19 protein-coding genes are annotated in these 18056 nt (G+C 70.2%); 11 read left to right on the top strand and 8 right to left on the bottom strand.

What is annotated here, in order from left to right; genetic code table 11:
* The first annotated feature begins 92 nt into the window (after positions 1 to 92).
* Positions 93 to 689 carry a glutathione S-transferase N-terminal domain-containing protein gene (locus V5F53_RS00695; RefSeq protein ID WP_393995862.1) on the top strand — a complete coding sequence of 199 codons (597 nt, stop codon included), beginning with the start codon at positions 93 to 95 and terminating at the stop codon, positions 687 to 689.
* 171 nt (positions 690 to 860) lie between these two features.
* On the opposite strand, the gene V5F53_RS00690 is transcribed toward V5F53_RS00695, so the two are convergent.
* The gene (locus tag V5F53_RS00690; RefSeq protein ID WP_393995861.1) at positions 861 to 2282 is read right to left on the bottom strand and encodes an aspartate aminotransferase family protein; all 1422 of its coding nucleotides are present in this window, start codon (positions 2280 to 2282) and stop codon (positions 861 to 863) included.
* A gap of 286 nt (positions 2283 to 2568) precedes the next feature.
* Between V5F53_RS00690 and V5F53_RS00685 the strand changes: the two genes are divergently transcribed.
* A complete protein-coding gene (locus V5F53_RS00685) occupies positions 2569 to 3489 on the top strand; it encodes a hypothetical protein (protein WP_393995860.1) in 921 nt (306 codons plus the stop codon).
* Positions 3490 to 3587: 98 nt separating this feature from the next.
* Positions 3588 to 4244, top strand: a complete 657-nt coding sequence (tmpT, locus tag V5F53_RS00680) for a thiopurine S-methyltransferase (RefSeq protein ID WP_393995859.1) — start codon at positions 3588 to 3590, stop codon at positions 4242 to 4244.
* Between the two features lie 21 nt (positions 4245 to 4265).
* Here tmpT and V5F53_RS00675 read toward each other — a convergent pair whose 3' ends face one another.
* The 5 genes from V5F53_RS00675 to V5F53_RS00655 form a co-directional block, all read right to left on the bottom strand.
* A complete protein-coding gene (locus V5F53_RS00675; protein ID WP_393995858.1) occupies positions 4266 to 5744 on the bottom strand; it encodes an aldehyde dehydrogenase in 1479 nt (492 codons plus the stop codon).
* 265 nt (positions 5745 to 6009) lie between these two features.
* Positions 6010 to 6162 (bottom strand): DNA gyrase inhibitor YacG, encoded by a 153-nt coding sequence (gene yacG, locus V5F53_RS00670; RefSeq protein WP_509213019.1) that lies wholly within the window; start codon positions 6160 to 6162, stop codon positions 6010 to 6012.
* A gap of 95 nt (positions 6163 to 6257) precedes the next feature.
* Positions 6258 to 6878 carry a Maf-like protein gene (locus V5F53_RS00665; RefSeq protein ID WP_393995856.1) on the bottom strand — a complete coding sequence of 207 codons (621 nt, stop codon included), beginning with the start codon at positions 6876 to 6878 and terminating at the stop codon, positions 6258 to 6260.
* A gap of 184 nt (positions 6879 to 7062) precedes the next feature.
* Positions 7063 to 8115 (bottom strand): bile acid:sodium symporter family protein, encoded by a 1053-nt coding sequence (locus V5F53_RS00660; protein WP_393995855.1) that lies wholly within the window; start codon positions 8113 to 8115, stop codon positions 7063 to 7065.
* Positions 8116 to 8141: 26 nt separating this feature from the next.
* Positions 8142 to 8606, bottom strand: coding sequence for an SRPBCC family protein (locus V5F53_RS00655; protein ID WP_393995951.1), 465 nt, complete (start codon positions 8604 to 8606; stop codon positions 8142 to 8144).
* Positions 8607 to 8811: 205 nt separating this feature from the next.
* Between V5F53_RS00655 and V5F53_RS00650 the strand changes: the two genes are divergently transcribed.
* The 6 genes from V5F53_RS00650 to V5F53_RS00625 all read left to right on the top strand — a co-directional run bounded on the left by V5F53_RS00650 (position 8812) and on the right by V5F53_RS00625 (position 14550).
* Positions 8812 to 9729, top strand: coding sequence for a branched-chain amino acid ABC transporter permease (locus tag V5F53_RS00650; RefSeq protein ID WP_393995854.1), 918 nt, complete (start codon positions 8812 to 8814; stop codon positions 9727 to 9729).
* The gene (gene livM / locus V5F53_RS00645; RefSeq protein ID WP_393995853.1) at positions 9729 to 11207 is read left to right on the top strand and encodes a high-affinity branched-chain amino acid ABC transporter permease LivM; all 1479 of its coding nucleotides are present in this window, start codon (positions 9729 to 9731) and stop codon (positions 11205 to 11207) included. The genes V5F53_RS00650 and livM overlap by 1 nt, the downstream gene beginning before the upstream one ends.
* Positions 11207 to 12160, top strand: coding sequence for an ABC transporter ATP-binding protein (locus V5F53_RS00640; RefSeq protein WP_393995852.1), 954 nt, complete (start codon positions 11207 to 11209; stop codon positions 12158 to 12160). Before livM ends, V5F53_RS00640 begins: the two co-directional genes overlap by 1 nt.
* The gene (locus V5F53_RS00635; protein ID WP_393995851.1) at positions 12157 to 12888 is read left to right on the top strand and encodes an ABC transporter ATP-binding protein; all 732 of its coding nucleotides are present in this window, start codon (positions 12157 to 12159) and stop codon (positions 12886 to 12888) included. The genes V5F53_RS00640 and V5F53_RS00635 overlap by 4 nt, the downstream gene beginning before the upstream one ends.
* A gap of 1 nt (position 12889) precedes the next feature.
* The gene (locus V5F53_RS00630; protein ID WP_393995850.1) at positions 12890 to 13357 is read left to right on the top strand and encodes a DUF6867 family protein; all 468 of its coding nucleotides are present in this window, start codon (positions 12890 to 12892) and stop codon (positions 13355 to 13357) included.
* An 80-nt stretch (positions 13358 to 13437) separates the two neighbouring features.
* Positions 13438 to 14550 (top strand): branched-chain amino acid ABC transporter substrate-binding protein, encoded by a 1113-nt coding sequence (locus V5F53_RS00625; RefSeq protein ID WP_393995849.1) that lies wholly within the window; start codon positions 13438 to 13440, stop codon positions 14548 to 14550.
* 70 nt (positions 14551 to 14620) lie between these two features.
* On the opposite strand, the gene V5F53_RS00620 is transcribed toward V5F53_RS00625, so the two are convergent.
* Complete coding sequence (locus V5F53_RS00620) at positions 14621 to 15352, bottom strand: cytochrome c biogenesis CcdA family protein (RefSeq protein WP_393995848.1); 732 nt, start codon at positions 15350 to 15352, stop codon at positions 14621 to 14623.
* A gap of 200 nt (positions 15353 to 15552) precedes the next feature.
* Here V5F53_RS00620 and V5F53_RS00615 point away from each other — a divergent pair, with 200 nt between their 5' ends.
* Both V5F53_RS00615 and V5F53_RS00610 read left to right on the top strand, forming a co-directional pair.
* The gene (locus tag V5F53_RS00615; protein ID WP_393995847.1) at positions 15553 to 16566 is read left to right on the top strand and encodes a P1 family peptidase; all 1014 of its coding nucleotides are present in this window, start codon (positions 15553 to 15555) and stop codon (positions 16564 to 16566) included.
* Positions 16567 to 16790: 224 nt separating this feature from the next.
* Positions 16791 to 17351, top strand: coding sequence for a hypothetical protein (locus V5F53_RS00610; RefSeq protein WP_393995846.1), 561 nt, complete (start codon positions 16791 to 16793; stop codon positions 17349 to 17351).
* Here V5F53_RS00610 and V5F53_RS00605 read toward each other — a convergent pair.
* Positions 17333 to 18043 carry an SURF1 family protein gene (locus V5F53_RS00605; RefSeq protein WP_393995845.1) on the bottom strand — a complete coding sequence of 237 codons (711 nt, stop codon included), beginning with the start codon at positions 18041 to 18043 and terminating at the stop codon, positions 17333 to 17335. The two genes, V5F53_RS00610 and V5F53_RS00605, sit on opposite strands and share 19 nt — an antisense overlap.
* Positions 18044 to 18056: the final 13 nt, after the last annotated feature.

The raw sequence follows: 18056 nt of genomic DNA, 5'->3' as shown, positions 1-18056 counted from the left end.
GCCGGAGGGCATTTTCTTCCACCGCACCGGGTCCCGCCGCGCGCGAAAATGCTCTAGGAAGGCGGCCCCACCACAACAGCCGGACGCCTGCCATGCTCCTGCGCCTTTCCGCCACCTCGCCCTTCGCGCGCAAGGTGCGTCTCGCGGCCGCCGTCGCCGGCCTGCCGATCGAGCTCCAGCTCGCCGACACGGTCGATCCCAGCGACACCCTGCGCCAGCAAAACCCGCTCGGAAAGATCCCGACCCTCATCACCGATGCCGGCGAATGCCTGTATGATTCGCGGGTGATCCTGGCCTATCTCGACCAGGTGGCCGGCGGCGGCGTGCTGCTGCCCAAGGACCCCGCCGCCTTCATCGCCAGCCTGAAGCTTGAGGCCCTGGCGGACGGGCTGATGGATGCCGGCGTCCTGGTGCTCTACGAAACCCGCTTCCGCCCGGTGGAGAAGCACGAGGAGAAGTGGCTGGACCACCAGCGCCAGAAGATGGCCCGCGCCCTGGCCGCGCTGGAAGCCGCGCCGCCGGACCTCGACGCCCCCCTCGGCGCCGGGGAGATCGCCCTCGGCTGCGCACTGGGCTTCCTGGACTTCCGCTTCGCCGGCGCATGGCGCGCCGATCACCCGCGCCTGGTGGCCTGGCAGGCGGCGTTCGCGGCCCGGTGCCCGCAGTTCGAGGAAACCGCCCCGCGCTGATCCCATCGGCCCCGGTCTTCGACCGGTGCCAAAGGGGCCGCTCAAGCCCCGCTCGCGCTTGCCAAAGGCCCATGAGCCAAGCTCACGGGCCTTTGGCATGAGTGGCCGCCGCGCATGAAAAGGGCCGGCGGTGCGCCCGCCGGCCCTTTTCGTCTCAAGCCTACGCCAGTCTCATGCCGCCGCGTCGACCCGCGGCACCGGCACCAGCAGACCGCGCCGCTTCAGCTCGGCATGGGTCAGGTCCAGCACCCGCCAGGCGATGCCCACCAGTTCGTCGGCCTCGGCGTGGGAGAGGGTGAAGGGCGGGGCCAGGATCATGCCGTCGCGCACCGCCCGCATCACCAGGCCCTCGCGGAACGAGAAGTCGCGGCAGATGAGGCCCACCGTGCCCTCCTCGGCGGCGAAGGCGGCGCGGGTGGCCTTGTCCGGTGTCAGTTCCAGCGCACCGATGAGGCCGACCATGCGCGCCTCGCCCACCAGGGGATGATCGCCAAGCTTCAGCCAGCGTTCCTGCAGATAGGGGCCGATGTCGTGCTTGACCCGGGCCACCAGCTTTTCCTCATGCATGATCTTGAGGTTGGCCAGCGCCGCCGCGCAGCCGCCGGGATGGCCGGAATAGGTGTAGCCGTGGTTGAAATCGCCACCGTGCGCGATGAAGCCCTCGGCCACCCGGTCGCCGACGATGACGCCGCCCAGCGGGAAGTAGCCGGAGGTGATGCCCTTGGCGAAGGTGATGAGGTCGGGCTTCACGCCCATGAACTGGCTGCCGAACCATTCGCCGGTGCGGCCGAAGCCGCAGATGACCTCGTCGCAGATCAACAGCACGTCGCGTTCGCGGCAGATCTTCTCCACCTCGGGCCAGTAGGTCGCGGGCGGGATGATGACGCCGCCGGCGCCCTGGATCGGCTCGCCGATGAAGGCGGCCACATTCTCCGGCCCCGCCTCGTCGATGGCGCGGGCCACCTCACGGGCGGCGTACAGGCCGAACGCATCGCGGTCCATGGTGCCGCCCACGGCCCACCAATAGGGCTGCTGCACATGGATAATGCCGGGAATGGGCAGGCCGCCCTGGGCATGCATCGGCCCCATGCCGCCCAGCGAGGCGCCACCCAGGGTGGAGCCATGGTAGGCATTGCGCCGGGAGATGAAGATGGACTTTTGCGGCCGGCCGAGGGACGCCCAATAGTGCCGCACCAGGCGCAGCACCGTATCCACCGCCTCCGAGCCGCCGGAGGTGAAGAACACGCGGCTCATGCCTTCCGGCGCCACGTCGGCGATGGCGGCGGCCAGCTCCGCCGCCGGCGGATGGGTGGTCTTGAAGAAGGTGTTGTAATAATCGAGCTGGTGCAGCTGGGCGGCGATGGCATCGACGATGGACTTGCGCCCATGGCCAACCTGGGAGCACCACAGGCCGCTCATGCCATCCAGGATCTTGTTCCCGTCGCTGTCATACACATAGACCCCTTCCGCCCGGGTGATGACGCGCACGCCTTCCGCGTTGAGCGCCTTGGTGTCCGAGAACGGATGCAGGTGATGGGCGGCGTCGAGCGCGCGCCAGTGGGCCGTCGAGTTGGACAGGGGGGGTGATGACACGATGGAGATGCTCCCAAACCGATTTCGAACGCCGCGAACGCCGGTTCACGCGGGAAAAAACGCGCCACACGATCGGATGACGCAGGACCATCCCACGCGGCGGGTACCAGCGGTGCGGCCCTGGCGGGCCGCCCCACATTCGCCCCGCGACATCCCGGCGCGCTCAGCAAATGTGAATTCCCATTTCCCGTCAAGAATGGCGCGGCGACAGGAAACCGGCGGCCTGTTCCGACCTAAACTGGTATCCATGGCGCCCCACGCGATTTGACCTCCAGGAGCAGGACTGATGACGGACCGCCTTCCCCCGCAAAGTGAACCGGAACACGGGGCGGTGGCGGAAACTTCAGCCAGCCGCCCTCCCGCGCCCCCGATTCGCTTCGTCGTCTACGGATCGCACGCGCCGAACTGGAACGCGGCCCTGGCACCGTCGGCGCGGGTCTGGACGCTGATCGAGGGGGTGTCGGACGTGCTCGTGGTGGACGATCCGCAGGCACCGTTGCCCGCGCCGCTGGCGGGGGTGCGCACCGTGGTGGTGCCGCTCATGGAACCGCACCTGCTCGCCTGCCCGCGGGATCGGCACGAGGGACTGATCCCCACCCCGCACATGGTGGCCACCCTGGCCGACAAGGCCGCCTTCGCCGCCCACGCCGCCCGCCACGGGCTTGCGGCCCACTGCCCGCAGGTGTTCGCCTCCGCCGAGGCAGCGCGCTTTCCCTGCGTGGTGAAGCGCATCGACCTGCGCTCCGGCAAGGGGGTGGAGATCGCCACTTCCGCCGCCCACCTGGCGGAGCTGCTGCACACCGCCCCCTGGAACGGGTTCCCCGTGCTCCTGCAGGCCTATGAGCCGGTCCAGGACGAGCTGGTGATCCACGCCGTCTGCCGCAACGGCCGGGTGCTGGTTCAGCGTTCCTGTCGCCACATCATGAAGCCGGGCGCGCGGATCCGGCGACCGCGCACCACCCAGGCCAACGAGCCGTGGCCGACGCCGGAGCCGATGGTGGAGGTGCTGGAGCGCTTCCTTGCGCCGCTGGACTACAACGGCCCCTGCAACGCCGACTACGGCATCCGCGCCGACGGCTCCTTGTGCGTCTACGAGATCAACCCGCGCCTGGGCGGCTCGCTGATGGCCCCGGCCAACGCGCCCGCCCTGGCGGACATGCTCGGCACCCTTGCCCGCCATGCCCGCCCCCTCGCCGACACGCCATAGGCCGGCGCGGGACTGCCGCGCCCATGCCCCCGGCCGGCCGGAGGTGCTAGCATCCCGGCACCGGCGCAGGCACGCACGGCAACGGGAGACGAAGGCGCATGGAAGCGGAGTTCTGGCAGACACGCTGGGCGAACAACCAGATCGGCTTTCACGAGGGCCGGACCAACGCCTTTCTTGAAGCGCATTTCGAGCGCCTCGCTCTGGCCCCGGGGGCGCGCGTGTTCGTGCCGCTGTGCGGCAAGACGCGCGACATCGCCTGGCTGCTCTCGCGCGGCATGCGGGTGGCCGGCGCCGAGCTGAGCGCCCTGGCGGTGGCCCAGCTGTTCGACGATCTGGGCATCGAGCCCGCCGTCACCGCCGACGGCCCCCCGGAGCCCCCCCTGGCGCGCCATGCCGGCCCGGGCATCGACATCTTCCAGGGCGACATCTTCGACCTGAGCGCCGCGCGGCTCGGCCCGGTCGATGCCATCTATGACCGGGCGGCCCTGGTGGCGCTGCCGGCACCCATGCGCTCACGCTATGCGCGCCACCTCCTGGACATCACCTGCGGCGCGCCGCAGGTTCTGATCACCTTCGCCTACGACCAGTCCGCCGTGGAGGGCCCGCCCTTCTCGGTGCCGCCCGGCGAGGTCCACGCCCTTTACGACGCGGCCTATGGGGTGAGCGAGCTGACGCAGGCGCCGCTCGCCGGCGGCTTGAAAGGCAAATGCGACGCCACCGAGCACGTCTTTCACCTCGCCCGGCCCGCGCCCTGAGGCGCGGGCCGGGCACAGCCCCTAAAGACGCGTCCACACGGTCTTCAAGTCGGAGTACTTCTCCAGGGCATGCAAGGACTTGTCCCGCCCGAAGCCGGACTGCTTGACACCGCCGAACGGGGTGGTGATGTCGTCGGCGTCGAAGCAGTTCACATAGACGATGCCGGCCTTGAAGCGCCGCGCCACCTTGTGCGCGGCCGCGAGGTCGCCGCTCCACACCGCCGCGCCCAGGCCGTAGACGGTGCCGTTGGCGATGGTCACCGCCTCGTCGAGCCCGTCGAAGCCGATCACCGACAGCACCGGGCCGAAGATCTCCTGCTGGGCCAGCGAGGAACCCGGCGCCACCGCGTCGAACACCGTGGGCGCGACGAAGGCGCCGCCGCTCTCCTGGCGCACCGCCGTGCCGCCGGTGACCAGCCGCGCGCCTTCCGACACGCCCCGGTCGATGGCGGCAAGGATGCGCTGCTGGTGCTCCCGGCTCACCACCGCGCCCGCCCGTGCCGCCGGATCGAGCGGATCGCCCGGCATCCAGCGCGGCGCCAGGGCGGCCACGCGCGCCACCAGCTCGGCCCGGATGCGATTGTCCACCAGCAGCCGCGAGGCGGCGGTGCACATCTCGCCCTGGTTGAAGAAGATGCCGCCCGCCACCGCCTGCGCCACCGCGTCGAGGTCGGGCACGTCGTGGGCCACCACGAAAGCGGTCTTGCCGCCCAGCTCCAGATAGACGCGCTTTAAATTGCTGTCCGAGGAGTAGCGCATGAAATAACGCCCGACCTCGGTCGAGCCGGTGAAGGCGAGGGCGTCCACGTCCATATGCAGGCCCAGCGCCTTGCCGGCCTCCACGCCAAGGCCCGGCACCACGTTGAAAACGCCATCGGGAATGCCCGCCTCGTGCGCCAGCTCGGCCAGCCGCAGCGCGGTGAGCGGCGATTCCTCGGCCGGCTTCAGCACCACCGAATTGCCCATGGCCAGCGCCGGCGCCACCTTCCAGGCGGCCATGATCATGGGGAAGTTCCACGGCGTCACGCAGCCCACCACGCCGAGTGGCTCACGCAGGATGAGGGCCAGGTTGTCGCTGGTGGTGGGCGCCACCTCGCCATAGACCTTGTCGGCGCACTCCCCATAGTAGGCGAAGCAGTCGGCGGTGGCGCGCACGTCCACCGCGCGGGCGTCGGACACCGGCTTGCCCATGTTCAGGCTCTCGGTGAGGGCCAGCTCGTCGCCATGGGCGCGGATCAGATCCGCCAGGCGCTGCAGGGCGCGCTTGCGCTCCAGCGGACGCAGGCCGGCCCAGCGGCGGTCCTCGAACGCGCGGCGGGCGGCGGTGACGGCGCGGTCGATGTCGACGCTGTCGCCGGCCGCCACCTCGGCCAGCACATTGCCGGTGGCCGGATTGACGGCGCTGAAGGTCCGGCCAGATGCCGCCGGCGCGAAGCCGCCGTCAATGAAGGCCTGGGTGCGAAAGGAGGGAAGGGCTGCAGGTTCCGCCAGCGCGGTCATGATGGCTCCTCGGCCGCGAGATGGGCCTTGAGGGCCAAAACTGGCGCGCCCCCGGGCCCGGCGTCAAGGCGCCGCCGACCGCGCGATGCCGGGCCTCCTCCGCGCGCACCGCCCGCTGGCGCGCGGAGGAGGCCCGGCCTGATCAGCGCCGGCCGTCGCGCCCGCGCCTCCGGGAGACGACCCCGCCTTCGGGACGCATCCGGCGCCACCACCGGGCGCTCAACCGATTCGGCGGCGCCGGTCCGCGAGGCGCGGCGCCGGCCGGTCAGCGCCCCGGCTCGGACGAGGCGCCGTCCTCGTCCTCCTCGGCCACCACCGGGATGGCATAGGCGCCCGACAGCCAACGATTGAGATCCACGTCGGCGCAGCGCCGGGAGCAGAACGGCCGGTACTTTTCCACCGGCGGCTTGCCGCAGATCGGGCACGGCTTGGCTGCGCGCGGCGCCCCGGCCTCCGGTGCCCCGGTGCCGGTGTCCGGGGAGGCCGGATCGCGGCCGTTCGGGTCCTGCCCGCTCATTGCGCCCGCTCCACCCAGCCGGCCCGCACCGCATAGCCGTCGCCCGACAGCAGGCCCACCGTCTCGTTCAGCGGCAGCCCCACCACATTGGAATAGGAGCCCACCAGCTTCACCACGAAAGAGCCGGCGATGCCCTGGATGGCATATCCGCCCGCCTTGCCGCGCCATTCGCCGCAGGCGAGATAGTCGTTGATCTCCTCCCGCGAGAGCCGCTTGAAGCGCACCCGCGTCTCCACCAGCCGGATGCGCGCCCGCCCGCGCCGGTCCACCACGCACACACCGGTGAACACCCGGTGGCTGCGGCCCGAAAGCAGGCGCAGGCACTCTTCCGCCTCTTCCCGCAGCTCGGGCTTGGGCAGGATGCGGCGCCCCACCGCCACCACCGTGTCGGCGGCCAGGACCAGCGCTTCCATGCCGGCCTCGCGGGCGCGATCGGCCACCAGCTTGCCCTTCTCGCCGGCCAGCCGCTGGGCCAGGCGGCGCGGCAGCTCACCCCGCTCCGGGGTCTCGTCCACATCGGCCGGCATCAGCAGGTCCGGCTCGATCCCCACCTGATTGAGCAGCGCCAGCCGGCGCGGGGAGCCGGAGGCCAGGACGAGCTTCAGCTGATCGGTCACAACCATCTCCTGATACCGGCGGGCGCCCCGCGGGCAAAAGCCCGCCGCGCCCGACATCCGCGCGATCCGCGCGGGGGCACGCCAGACCGCCTTGAGGTGGTCCGGCGTGCCGCGTCATCGCTCTAATGGAAAGGAACCGCGCTGTGAACGGCGGAGTGCCGCCACAAGGTCCCGTCCGCGCCGCTCAGTCCCGCTTGTCCGCATCCCCGGGCGGGTCGGCCAGGAGCGAGGGTTCGGCGGCCTCCTCGGCGGCGATGGCGTCCAGCACCTCGCCGCGGGCGGCGCGGCGCCCGGCGATGACGCCCACCACCACCAGTTGCAGAAAGTGGTAGATCATGATGGGCGTGATGATGAGCGACAGCTGCGGCACCGCGCCGAACATCACCTTGGCGATGGGCAGGCCGGTGGCCAGCGACTTCTTGGAGCCACAGAACAGCACCGCCGTGGTGTCGGCATGGTCGAAGCCGACCAGCCGGCAGAACACGCCGATGAGCAGATAGACCACCGCGAACAGCAGCCCCACGCCCACCACCATCTCCACCAGCAGGACCGGGCTCTGCCCGCTCCACACCCCGGCCACCACGCTGTCGCAGAAGGCGTTGTAGACGATGGCCAGGATCACCGCCCGGTCCGCCACCTTCACGATCGCCTTATGCTTCTCGACCACCGACAGGAGCAGCGGCCGCACCAATTGTCCCGCCACCAGCGGCAGGATGACGATGATGACCAGCTTCAGGATCACGTCGCCCAGCGCCATGGTCTCGCCGGTGGCGTGGAGATACCAGGCCATCAGCAGCGGCGTGACGAACACGCCGATGAGGCTGGAGATGGAGGCGTTGAAAATGGCTACCGCCACATTGCCCCGGGCGAGCGAGGTCATGGCCACCGACGACGACACCGTGGAGGGCAGCGCCGCCAGGAAGAAGAAACCCACCCCTACCTCCTCCGGCATCAGCCGGTTGATGAGGGGCATGGCGAGCACCACCACCAGCGGGAACAAGCCGAAGGTGGCGAGTTGCACCACCAGGTGCAGCTTCCAGCGGGTGGCGCTTTCCAGCAGCCGCCGGGTGGCGAGCGAGATGCCGTAGAGGAAGAAGATGATGCCGATGCCCCAGGTGGCGGCGCTGTCCGCATGCAGCACGCCGCCGGTCACGCCGGGCTCGGGCCACAGCAGGGCGAGGAGAACCACGGCGACGAGGGCCGGAAGGAAGGGGTCGATCTTGAAGCGCGCGATCATGGGCCTGGGGCAGACGGCGTGAATGTTCAGGAACGGTGAACCGGTTCCCCTCCCACGGCCGAGGCGACGTTCCGAAAGAACGCATCGGCCATCTTCTTGGCCGCTCCAGCCACCAGACGCTGTCCGAGCCGGGCGATCTTGCCACCGATCTGTGCCTCGGCGGTATACTCCAGCTTCGTCCCCGCCGCCGTCTCGGTCAACCGTACCTGAGCCCCACCCCTGGCGAATCCGGCAAGGCCGCCCTCCCCTTCCCCAGAAATTCGATAGCTGTCGGGGACGATCTGCTCGCTCAAGGTCACAATGCCCCTGAAGCGGGCCTTCAGCGGCCCGACGCGGCCCACCACCACCGCCCTCAGCTCGGTCCCGGACAGCGGCTCCAGCTCCTGGCAACCGGGAATGCAGGCCCTCAGGGTCTCCGGCGTGTTCAACGCCGCCCACACCACCGCGCGCGGTGCGGGAATGTGCACGGTGCCGCTCAGCTCCAAGGCCAGCCCCCTCCTCTCGACGCCCATTCAAGCACGGCCTGGCCCGCCGGCGCGAGGGAAACGCCGCCAGCCGGCGCCGCCGGCGCCCCGCCACGGGCACCAGAATTGTGTCGGCCGCCGGGTCAGGCTATGAGTGGCATTTGCTTCGCTCAAACATCGTGCAGGATGAATTTGTGGGCGCGGCATCTGGAGCACAGGGGACACGCGACGGATGGACGTCTTCCTCCAGCAGCTCATCAACGGATTGACCCTGGGGTCGATCTACGGCCTGATCGCCATCGGCTACACCATGGTGTTCGGCATCATCGGCATGGTGAATTTCGCCCATGGCGACGTGTTCATGGTGAGCGCCTTCATCGCCCTCATCTGCGTGCTGCTGCTCACCACCGTCATCGGCATCAGCTCCATCTTCCTGGTCCTGGCGATCACGCTGGTGGTGGCCATGCTGTTCACCGGGCTGGTGAGCTGGGCCATCGAGCGGGTCGCCTACCGGCCCCTACGCGGCTCGTTCCGCCTGGCGCCCATGATCTCCGCCATCGGCATGTCCATCTTCCTGTCCAACTTCGTGCAGGTGGCCCAGGGCCCGCGCAACAAGCCGCTGCCGCCCATGGTGCCCGACGTGATCGTTCTGATGGAGCGCGACGGCTACCAGGTGACCCTCGCCTACAAGCAGATCATCATCATGCTGGTGACCGCCGGCCTGCTGCTGGGCTTCTGGTGGCTGGTGCAGAAGACGCCGCTGGGCCGGGCCCAGCGCGCCTGCGAGCAGGACCGCAGGATGGCGGCGCTGCTCGGCATCAACGTCGACCGCACCATCTCCCTCACCTTCGTCATCGGCGCCATGCTGGCCGCCGTGGCCGGGGTGATGTATCTTATGTATTATGGCGTGGTGAACTTCTCCGACGGCTTCGTGCCGGGGGTGAAGGCCTTCACCGCCGCGGTGCTGGGCGGCATCGGCTCGCTGCCGGGCGCGGTGCTGGGGGGCCTGCTCATCGGCCTCATCGAGACCTTCTGGTCCGCCTATTTCTCCATTGAATACAAGGATGTCGCCGCATTCTCCATCCTCGTGGTGGTGCTCATCTTCATGCCCCAGGGCCTGCTCGGCCGGCCGGAAGTGGAGAAGGTGTGATGGCGGCCCGCAGATCCGACCTGTGGGAACGCGAGGAGGCGGCACCCGCCGCCCCCCCGGCGCCGCCCCCGCCGCCGGCCGAGGCGGTGCTGCTGCCGGCGCTGAAGGACGCGGTGGCGAGCGGGGTCATCACCGGGCTGCTGCTGCTGCCCCTGGTGGGCTTCCGCGCCACCGAATCGGGCTCCGGCCCGCTGACCCTCACCTATCGCTTCGGCCTGGTCGCGGTGTTCGCGGCGCTGGTGGCGGGGCTGCGGCTGGCGCTGAGCCTCACCCTGTGGCGTCCCGGCCGCCGCGCCGCCGGCCCCGGCACGGCGCTGGCCGCCGCCGCGACGCGGAACATCGCGCCGGTGCTGAAGCCGGCCTTCCTCGCCCTGGCGCTCACCTATCCGTTCCTGGCCATCCTCGGCTCCGGCGGCCTCTCCGAAAGCCGCTACTGGGTGGATCTCGGCATCTATATCCTCACCTATGTGATGCTGGGCTGGGGCCTCAACATCGTGGTGGGCCTCGCCGGCCTGCTGGACCTCGGCTACGTGGCCTTCTATGCGGTGGGGGCCTACACCTTCGCCCTGCTGTCCACCTCGGTGCCGGTCAACGCCTTCTTCGAGGCGCATGGGGCGGAAGGCTTCTGGGCGGCGTGGTCGTTCTGGGTGTGCCTGCCGGTGGCGGGCCTGCTGGCGGCCCTGTGGGGCGTCATCCTGGGCTTTCCGGTGCTGCGGCTGCGCGGCGACTACCTGGCCATCGTCACCCTGGCGTTCGGCGAAATCATCCGCCTCGTGCTCATCAACTGGGTGTCGCTCACCAATGGCGGCGCCGGCATCTCCTCCATCCCGCCGGTCACCTTCCTGGGCGTGCCGTTCAACCGCGAGGACGACGGCTTCGCGGCCCTGTTCGGGCTCGACTATGATTCCATGCACCGCATGATCTTCCTCTATTTCGTCATCCTGGGCCTGGCCGCGCTCACCGCGCTCGCCACCATCCGCCTGCGCAAGATGCCGGTGGGCCGGGCCTGGGAGGCCTTGCGGGAAGACGAGATCGCCTGCCGCTCGCTCGGCATCAACACCACCTTGACCAAGCTCACGGCGTTCGCCACCGGCGCCATGTTCGGCGGCTTCGCCGGCGCCTTCTTCGCGGTCCGGGTGCGATTCGTCTCGCCGGAGAGCTTCACCTTCATGGAATCGGCGGTGATCCTGGCGATCGTGGTGCTGGGCGGCATGGGCTCGCAAATGGGGGTGGCGGCGGCCGCCGTGCTGCTCATCGGCGGCATGGAGATGCTGCGCAACCTCTCGTTCCTGAAAGCGGAATTCCTGTTCGGCGCGGATTTCGACCCCTCGCTCTACCGCATGCTGATCTTCGGCTTCGCCATGGTGGCGGTGATGGTGTGGCGCCCGCGCGGCCTGGTGGCCAACCGCATGCCCACCATCTTCCTGAAGACCCGCAAGGCGGTGTCCGGCGCGCTGGTGAAGGAGGGCCACGGCTGATGTCCGACAGCCACCCGCCCCCCGCCCCGCCCCCCTCCGCGCCGCGGAGCTGGGACCGCGACCCCATCTTGAACGTGGACCACCTGTCCATGCGCTTCGGCGGGCTCGTCGCCGTGGGCGATGTCTCGTTCCGCGCCGGGCGCGGCGAGGTCACCGCCGTCATCGGCCCCAACGGCGCCGGCAAGACCACGGTGTTCAACTGCATCACCGGCTTCTACAAGCCCTCCACCGGCCGCCTCGCCCTGATGCAGGGCGGGCCGGCGACGCGGGCGGAGATCGACGACCTCACCGCCGCCGGCCTGTCCTGGGCCAGGACGGCGGCCGGCACCACCTACCTGCTGGAGCGCCTGCCCGACCACAAGGTGTCGTCCTGGGCGAAGGTGGCGCGCACATTCCAGAACATCCGCCTGTTCTCCGGCATGACGGTGCTGGAAAACCTCCTGGTAGCGCAGCACATGTCGCTGACCCAGGCCGGCCTCCTCAATCCGGCGGCGCTGTTCAACCTGCCGTCCTGGCGGCGCCAGCAGAAGGCGGCGGTGGAGCTCGCCGTCTACTGGCTGGACAAGATCGCCCTCGGCGCCCGCGCCGACGATCCGGCCGGCGATTTGCCCTATGGCGACCAGCGGCGGCTGGAGATCGCCCGCGCCATGTGCACCCAGCCGGCCCTGTTGTGCCTGGACGAGCCGGCGGCCGGCCTCAATCCGCGCGAATCCCACGAGCTGAATGCCCTGCTGCTGGCGATCCGCGCCGAGCATGCCACCTCGATCCTGCTGATCGAGCACGACATGAGCGTGGTGATGGAGATTTCCGACCACGTGGTGGTCCTCGAATACGGCCGCAAGATCGCCGACGGCACCCCGCGCGAGGTGCGCGACGACCCCAAGGTGATCGCCTCCTATCTCGGCGTGGAGGACGAGGACGAAGTCGCCGCAGCCGTCGGGGTGTCCGCATGAGCCTGCCCGCCTCCCCCCTGCTCGCGGTGCGCGGGGTCAAGACATTCTACGGCAACATCATCGCCCTCAAGGGGGTGGACGTGGACATCAGCGAGGGCGAGATCGTCACCCTCATCGGCGCCAACGGCGCCGGCAAGTCCACGCTGATGATGACCATCTGCGGCGCCCCCCAGGCCCGGGAAGGCGCGGTGACCTTCGCCGGGCGCGACATCACCCGCCTGCCCACCCACGAGATCATGCGCCTGCGCATCGCCCAGTCGCCGGAGGGCCGGCGCATCTTCCCGCGCATGAGCGTCTATGAGAACCTGCAGATGGGGGCTGCCGTGGAGGGCGGCACCCATTTCGCCGAGGACCTCGAGCGCATGTTCGAGATGTTCCCCCGCCTCAAGGAGCGCATCAACCAGCGTGGCGGCACCCTCTCCGGCGGCGAACAACAGATGCTGGCCATCGCCCGCGCCCTCATGAGCCGGCCGCGCCTGCTGCTGCTGGACGAGCCCTCTCTCGGGCTGGCGCCGCTGGTGGCGCGGCAGATCTTCGATGCCATCCGCCTGCTCAACGAGACCGAGGGCCTCACCGTGTTCCTGGTGGAGCAGAACGCCTATCACGCGCTCAAGCTCGCCCATCGCGGCTATGTGATGGTCAATGGCGTCATCACCATGACCGGCACCGGCGCCGAATTGCTGGCCCGGCCCGAGGTGCGCGCCGCTTATCTGGAAGGGGGGCATTGAGATGGCCCGCAATCCCGGCCGCCCCACCTCGCCCCTGCTTCTCGGCCCGCTGGGGCTGCTGGTCGTGTTCGTGCTTGCGGTGATGCTGTGGCCGGGCGAGGTGATCGGCCCCTCCCTGGGTGACTTCCTGCTGGTGTCACTGGTGCTGGGCGGTGGTGCCGCCTGGCTCACCGGCCGGGCGGTGGCGCGTGGCTGGGGCTCGCTCCTGCACCTGGCGGCCTATTGCGTGCCGCTGGCGGCGGCAGTCCGCTTCTGCCATTTCGCCCTGTTCGATGACGCGCTGTTTGCGCCCGTCACGTCGGCTGCGGAAATCCTGTTTCTCCTGGCGGTGGCGGCGCTGGGCTTCCGCTCCGTGCGCAAGCGCCAGATGATTGCCCGTTACAGCTGGCTGTTCGTGCCGGCCGGCCCGCTCGCCTGGCGGCGCCGAAACGACGGCACCGACGCGGAGCCGCCCGGCACGCGCCTTTGAAATTGCGGCACACTGCGCCGCGCCACGTCCAGCCGGACCGGACCTGAAGGTTCGGCCGGGCACTCGAGGGGAGACTAGAGATGAGGAAACTCTTGTTGGCGTCGCTCGCGCTCGGCGCCAGCCTCGCCTTCGCGGCCGGGGTCGAGGCGCAGGCTCAAGCCACCGTGAAGATGGGCGTGGGCGGGCCCATGACCGGCTCCAACGCCGCCTTCGGCGCCCAGCTGAAGACCGGAACCGAGCAGGCGGTCGCCGACATCAACGCCCAGGGCGGTATCCTTGGCAAGAAGATCGAGCTCTCGGTGGGCGACGACGCCGGCAAGCCCGAGCAGGGCAAGTCCGCCGCCAACAAGTTCATTTCCGATGGCGTGAAATACGTGGTCGGCCACTTCAACTCGGGCGTCTCCATCCCGGCCTCGACCGACTATGAAGAAGCAGGCGTGCTGCAGATCAGCCCGGCCTCCACCAACCCCACCTTCACCGAGCGCAAGCTGTGGAACACGTTCCGCACCTGCGGCCGCGACGACCAGCAAGGGTCGGTCGCCGGCGAGTACATCGTCAAGAACTTCAAGGGCAAGAAGATCGCCATCGTCCACGACAAGACCCCCTACGGCAAGGGCCTCGCGGACGAGACCCAGAAGGCCATCAACAAGGGCGGCGTGAAGGAAGTCCTCTATGAGGGCATCAATCCCGGCGAGAAGGACTATTCGGCGCTGGTCTCCAAGCTCAAGGCCAACGGCGTGGACCTTGTCTATTACGGCGGCCTGCACCCCGAAGCGGGCCTGATCGTGCGCCAGATGCGCGACCAGGGCCTCAAGACCGTGCTGTTCTCCGGCGACGGCATCGCCGACAAGGAATATTGGACCATCGCCGGCCCCGGCGCCGAAGGCACGCTGATGACCTTCGGTCCCGATCCGCGCAACAACCCCGCCGCCAAGGACATCGTCGCCGCCTTCAAGGCCAAGGGCATCGATCCCGAAGGTTATGTGCTCTATTCTTATGCCGCGGTGCAGATCATCAAGCAGGCAGCAGAGGCGATCAAGTCGCTCGACCCGAAGAAGATCGCCGCTGAGATCCACTCCGGCAAGGTGTTCAACACCGTTCTTGGCCCGCTCTCCTTCGACAAGAAGGGCGACATCACCAAGCTCGACTATGTGGTCTATGAATGGAAGGACGGCGGCTACAAGCAGCTTTGAGCCGCGCCCCCGCCCGTCACGAAAGCCCGCGCCCTGTGCGCGGGCTTTTTCGTGCGCGAGGGGCGCCGCCTCAGCCGATGGTGGACAGCACCGGGAAGGTTTCCAGCAGCCAATAGCTGGCATGGGCGATCCAGCCCGACATAAAGGCGATGCCGGTGAGCACCAGCAGCGCGCCCATCACCTTCTCCATCACCGGCAGCAGCTTGCGCACATGGACGAGGCTGGCCAGGAACGGGCGCACCGCCACCGCCGCCAGCAGGAACGGCACGCCGAGCCCCAGGGAATAGGTGGCGAGCAGCAGGGCCCCCTTGGAGATCGCCCCCTCCGAACCCGCTACCGCCAGGATCGCCCCAAGCACCGGGCCCAGGCACGGCGTCCAGCCGAAGGCGAAGGCGAGCCCCATCACGAACGCCCCCCAAAGGCCGGCGGGCTCGTTCACATGCGGCCGGGCGGTGCGATGGAGCAGCTGGATCCGGAACACCCCCAGGAAGTTCAGCCCCATCACCAGGATTGTCAGGCCGGCGACGATGGACAGCAGGTCGAGATGGGCCCGCAGCAGGTCGCCGGCCGCCGAGGCGCCGGCGCCCAGCAGCACGAACACAAGGGTGAAGCCGGACACGAACAGCGCCGAGCCGAAAATGGCGCGCCGGCCCACCTCCCGCACCGGCTCGTCGCCGGCCAGGTCCTCCAGGGTGCTGCCCCCGAGGAAGCACAGGTAAGGTGGCACCAGCGGCAGCACGCAGGGCGATACGAAGCTCACGAGGCCAGCCAGGAAGGCGGCGGGAAGGGTGACGTCGGCCATGGAACCCTGACGGCAATGGGATCGATCCAGGCCCCCTCATGGGCCGTGCCGCGGCCGGCGGCAAGCCGCACGTGGCCGCATCCGGCCGCGCTCGCCGCCTTGTGAGGTGGCCCGCCGCCTGTGCCCCGCCGGGGCGCGCATTCCGCCTCATTCCCAAACGGCAGGTAAGCCCTTACAACAAGGCCATCGGAGGGTGGCTCATGCGTAATCTCATCACCGACGTGCCCGGCCTCAAGGTGGGCAATGCCGAGGACCCTGCCCGCGCCACCGGCGTCACCGTGGTCCTGTGCGACACCCCCACGGTCGCCGCCGTGGATGTGCGCGGCGGCGGCCCCGGCACCCGGGAGGCCGACCTGCTCGACCCCGCGGCCACCGTGGAGAAGGTGGATGCCATCGTGCTGTCCGGCGGCTCCGCCTTCGGCCTGGACGCGGCGGCGGGGGTGATGGCGGCGCTGGCGGCGGAGGGGCGCGGCTTTCCGGTGGGCCCGGCACGGGTGCCCATCGTGCCCGGAGCGGTGCTGTTCGACCTGCTGAACGGGGGCGACAAAGCCTGGGGCGTGGAGCCGCCCTATCGTCATCTCGGGCGGCAGGCGCTCCACGCGGTGGCGCTCGATTTCGCCCTGGGCAGCAGCGGTGCCGGCTTCGGCGCCACCACCGCCACGGTCAAGGGCGGCCTCGGCTCGGCCTCCGCAGTGCTGCCGTCCGGCCATGTGGTGGGCGCCGTGGTGGCGGTGAATGCGGTCGGCAGCCCCCTGTTCGGCCTCGGCCCCCACTTCCGCGCCGCCCCCTATGAGCGCGGTGCCGAGTTCGGCGGGCTCGGCCTGCCGCCCTGCATTCCGGACGAAGCCTCCTGGCCGGCGCTCAAGACCCATGTGCCGCTCTCGGCCACCACCATCGCAGTGGTGGCGTGCGACGCCGTCCTCACCCCCGCCCAGGCCCACCGGCTCGCGGTGATGGCGCAGGACGGGCTCGCTTTGTCGCTGTTCCCCATCCACACGCCCCTCGACGGCGACTGTGTGTTCACCCTGGCGACCGGCCGGCGGCCGCTGGAGCATGCGGTGGGCGATCTCGCCCGGCTCGGCGCCTGCGCCTCGGCGGTGCTGGCGCGGGCGGTGGCGCGCGCCGTGTTCAGCGCCCAGGCCCTGCCCTTCCCCAATGCCCAGCCGAGCTGGCGCGACCTGTTCGGCGCCTCCGCCACGGCGCTGCAGCCGTAGCCCGCCCGCGCGGCGCGCGAATCGCGCCGGGTCTGTCAGGCCGCGCGCCAAGGGAGCCGCCAGCCCGGTTGCGGAGGCACCCGGCGGATGCCCCGGCCGTGGCGCCTCGGCGCGCGCGCCGGGAGAGGGCCTGTTTCTGCGAATCACGGGGATGCTCTAGGGTCCGCGTCCATGCGCCCCGTGTGCGGCCACAGCCCGCGCGCGCCTGCTCCAGGGAACCCGCCATGACCGAACAGCCCCCCGCCGAACCGCGCACCGCCGTGCCTGCCGCCCCGACGCCCCGGCCGCGCCGCCGCGCCGCCGCGCCGCCGCGGGAAACGCCAAAGCTCGGCGGCGCGCTGATGGTGCTGTTCTGGTGCGCCTGCGGCATCACCGCCCTGCCCCTGGCCGGCCTGTTCTCACTGGTGGCCGCCACCGGGGTCACCGGCGCCAGCTGGGCCCTCAGCGAGACCTTCGCCGGTTCCACCCTGCAGGCGCAATTGCTCCGCCTGGGCTTGTGGCCGCAACTGGTGCTGTTCGCCTGGGGCGCGAGCTTCGTGGTGCTCACGGTGATGAAGTCGCGCCATGCGCTCATGGTGGCGCCCTGGCTGCTGGTGGCCTGGGTCGCGGTCTCGGCCTACTGCCAATTCTCCCTGCGCGCCGCCATGGCGCCCGATGGCGCCACCATGGCCGACTTCGCCGCCCTCACCCCCGGCCTGCTGGCGCAGGTGCTGGGAACGGCCGCGATCTTCGGCTATTTCCGCGAGGGTGAGCGGCCGAAGGCCTATTATTCCCGGGGCCGCTGAACGGAGCCAGCCCGCGGACGGCGGCGCGACCACCACACCGCCCCGCTCACCGCCAGCAGCGTGGCGGCAAGGCCATACCAGGTCAGCGCATAGTCGAGGTGCCGGTTGGGAAAGACGAGCCGCGTGGCCCCGCCCGATGGCGCGGCGCCCGGTTCCGCATCGGCATCGATGATGAACGGCGCCGCGCCGTCGAGGCCGCGCGCGGCGGCGATGCTGGCCGGGTCGCGGCGATAGAATGCCCCGCGCGCGGCGTCGTTGGCGGGCACGAACCAGCTCGCCTCCTCCGGCAGCCGCAGCAGGCCGGTCACCTCCACCTCGCCGGGAAGCTGGCGGTCGGCGCGGGTCGCCGGGTCACGCCGGGCCTGCGGCACGAATCCCCGGTTGACGAGGATGGGCGGCCCGTCCGCCCGCAGCAGCGGGGTGATGACGAAGGCGCCGGGCCCCTCCCCCTCGCCCACCCCGCCCCCGGCATAGACAAGGGTCTCGCGGGCATGGTCGAAACGGCCCCGCGCCCGGAGGTGGCGATACTCGTCCGCCTCCCGCGTCAGGGCGGGCCAGTCCCGCGCCTCCGGCACCCCCGCCGCCGGTGCATGCGCGCGCTTCGCGACCTGTGCCAGCACGCCCTCTTTCCACGCCAGGCGCTGCATCTGCCAGGTGCCCAGACCCACCAGCAGCAGGACCGCGGCGCCCACCAACGCCACAGCG

The sequence above is a fragment of the Xanthobacter cornucopiae genome (assembly GCF_043195065.2).
In the GTDB taxonomy this organism is placed as follows: domain Bacteria; phylum Pseudomonadota; class Alphaproteobacteria; order Rhizobiales; family Xanthobacteraceae; genus Xanthobacter.
This window is presented reverse-complemented; position numbering and strand designations above follow the sequence as displayed.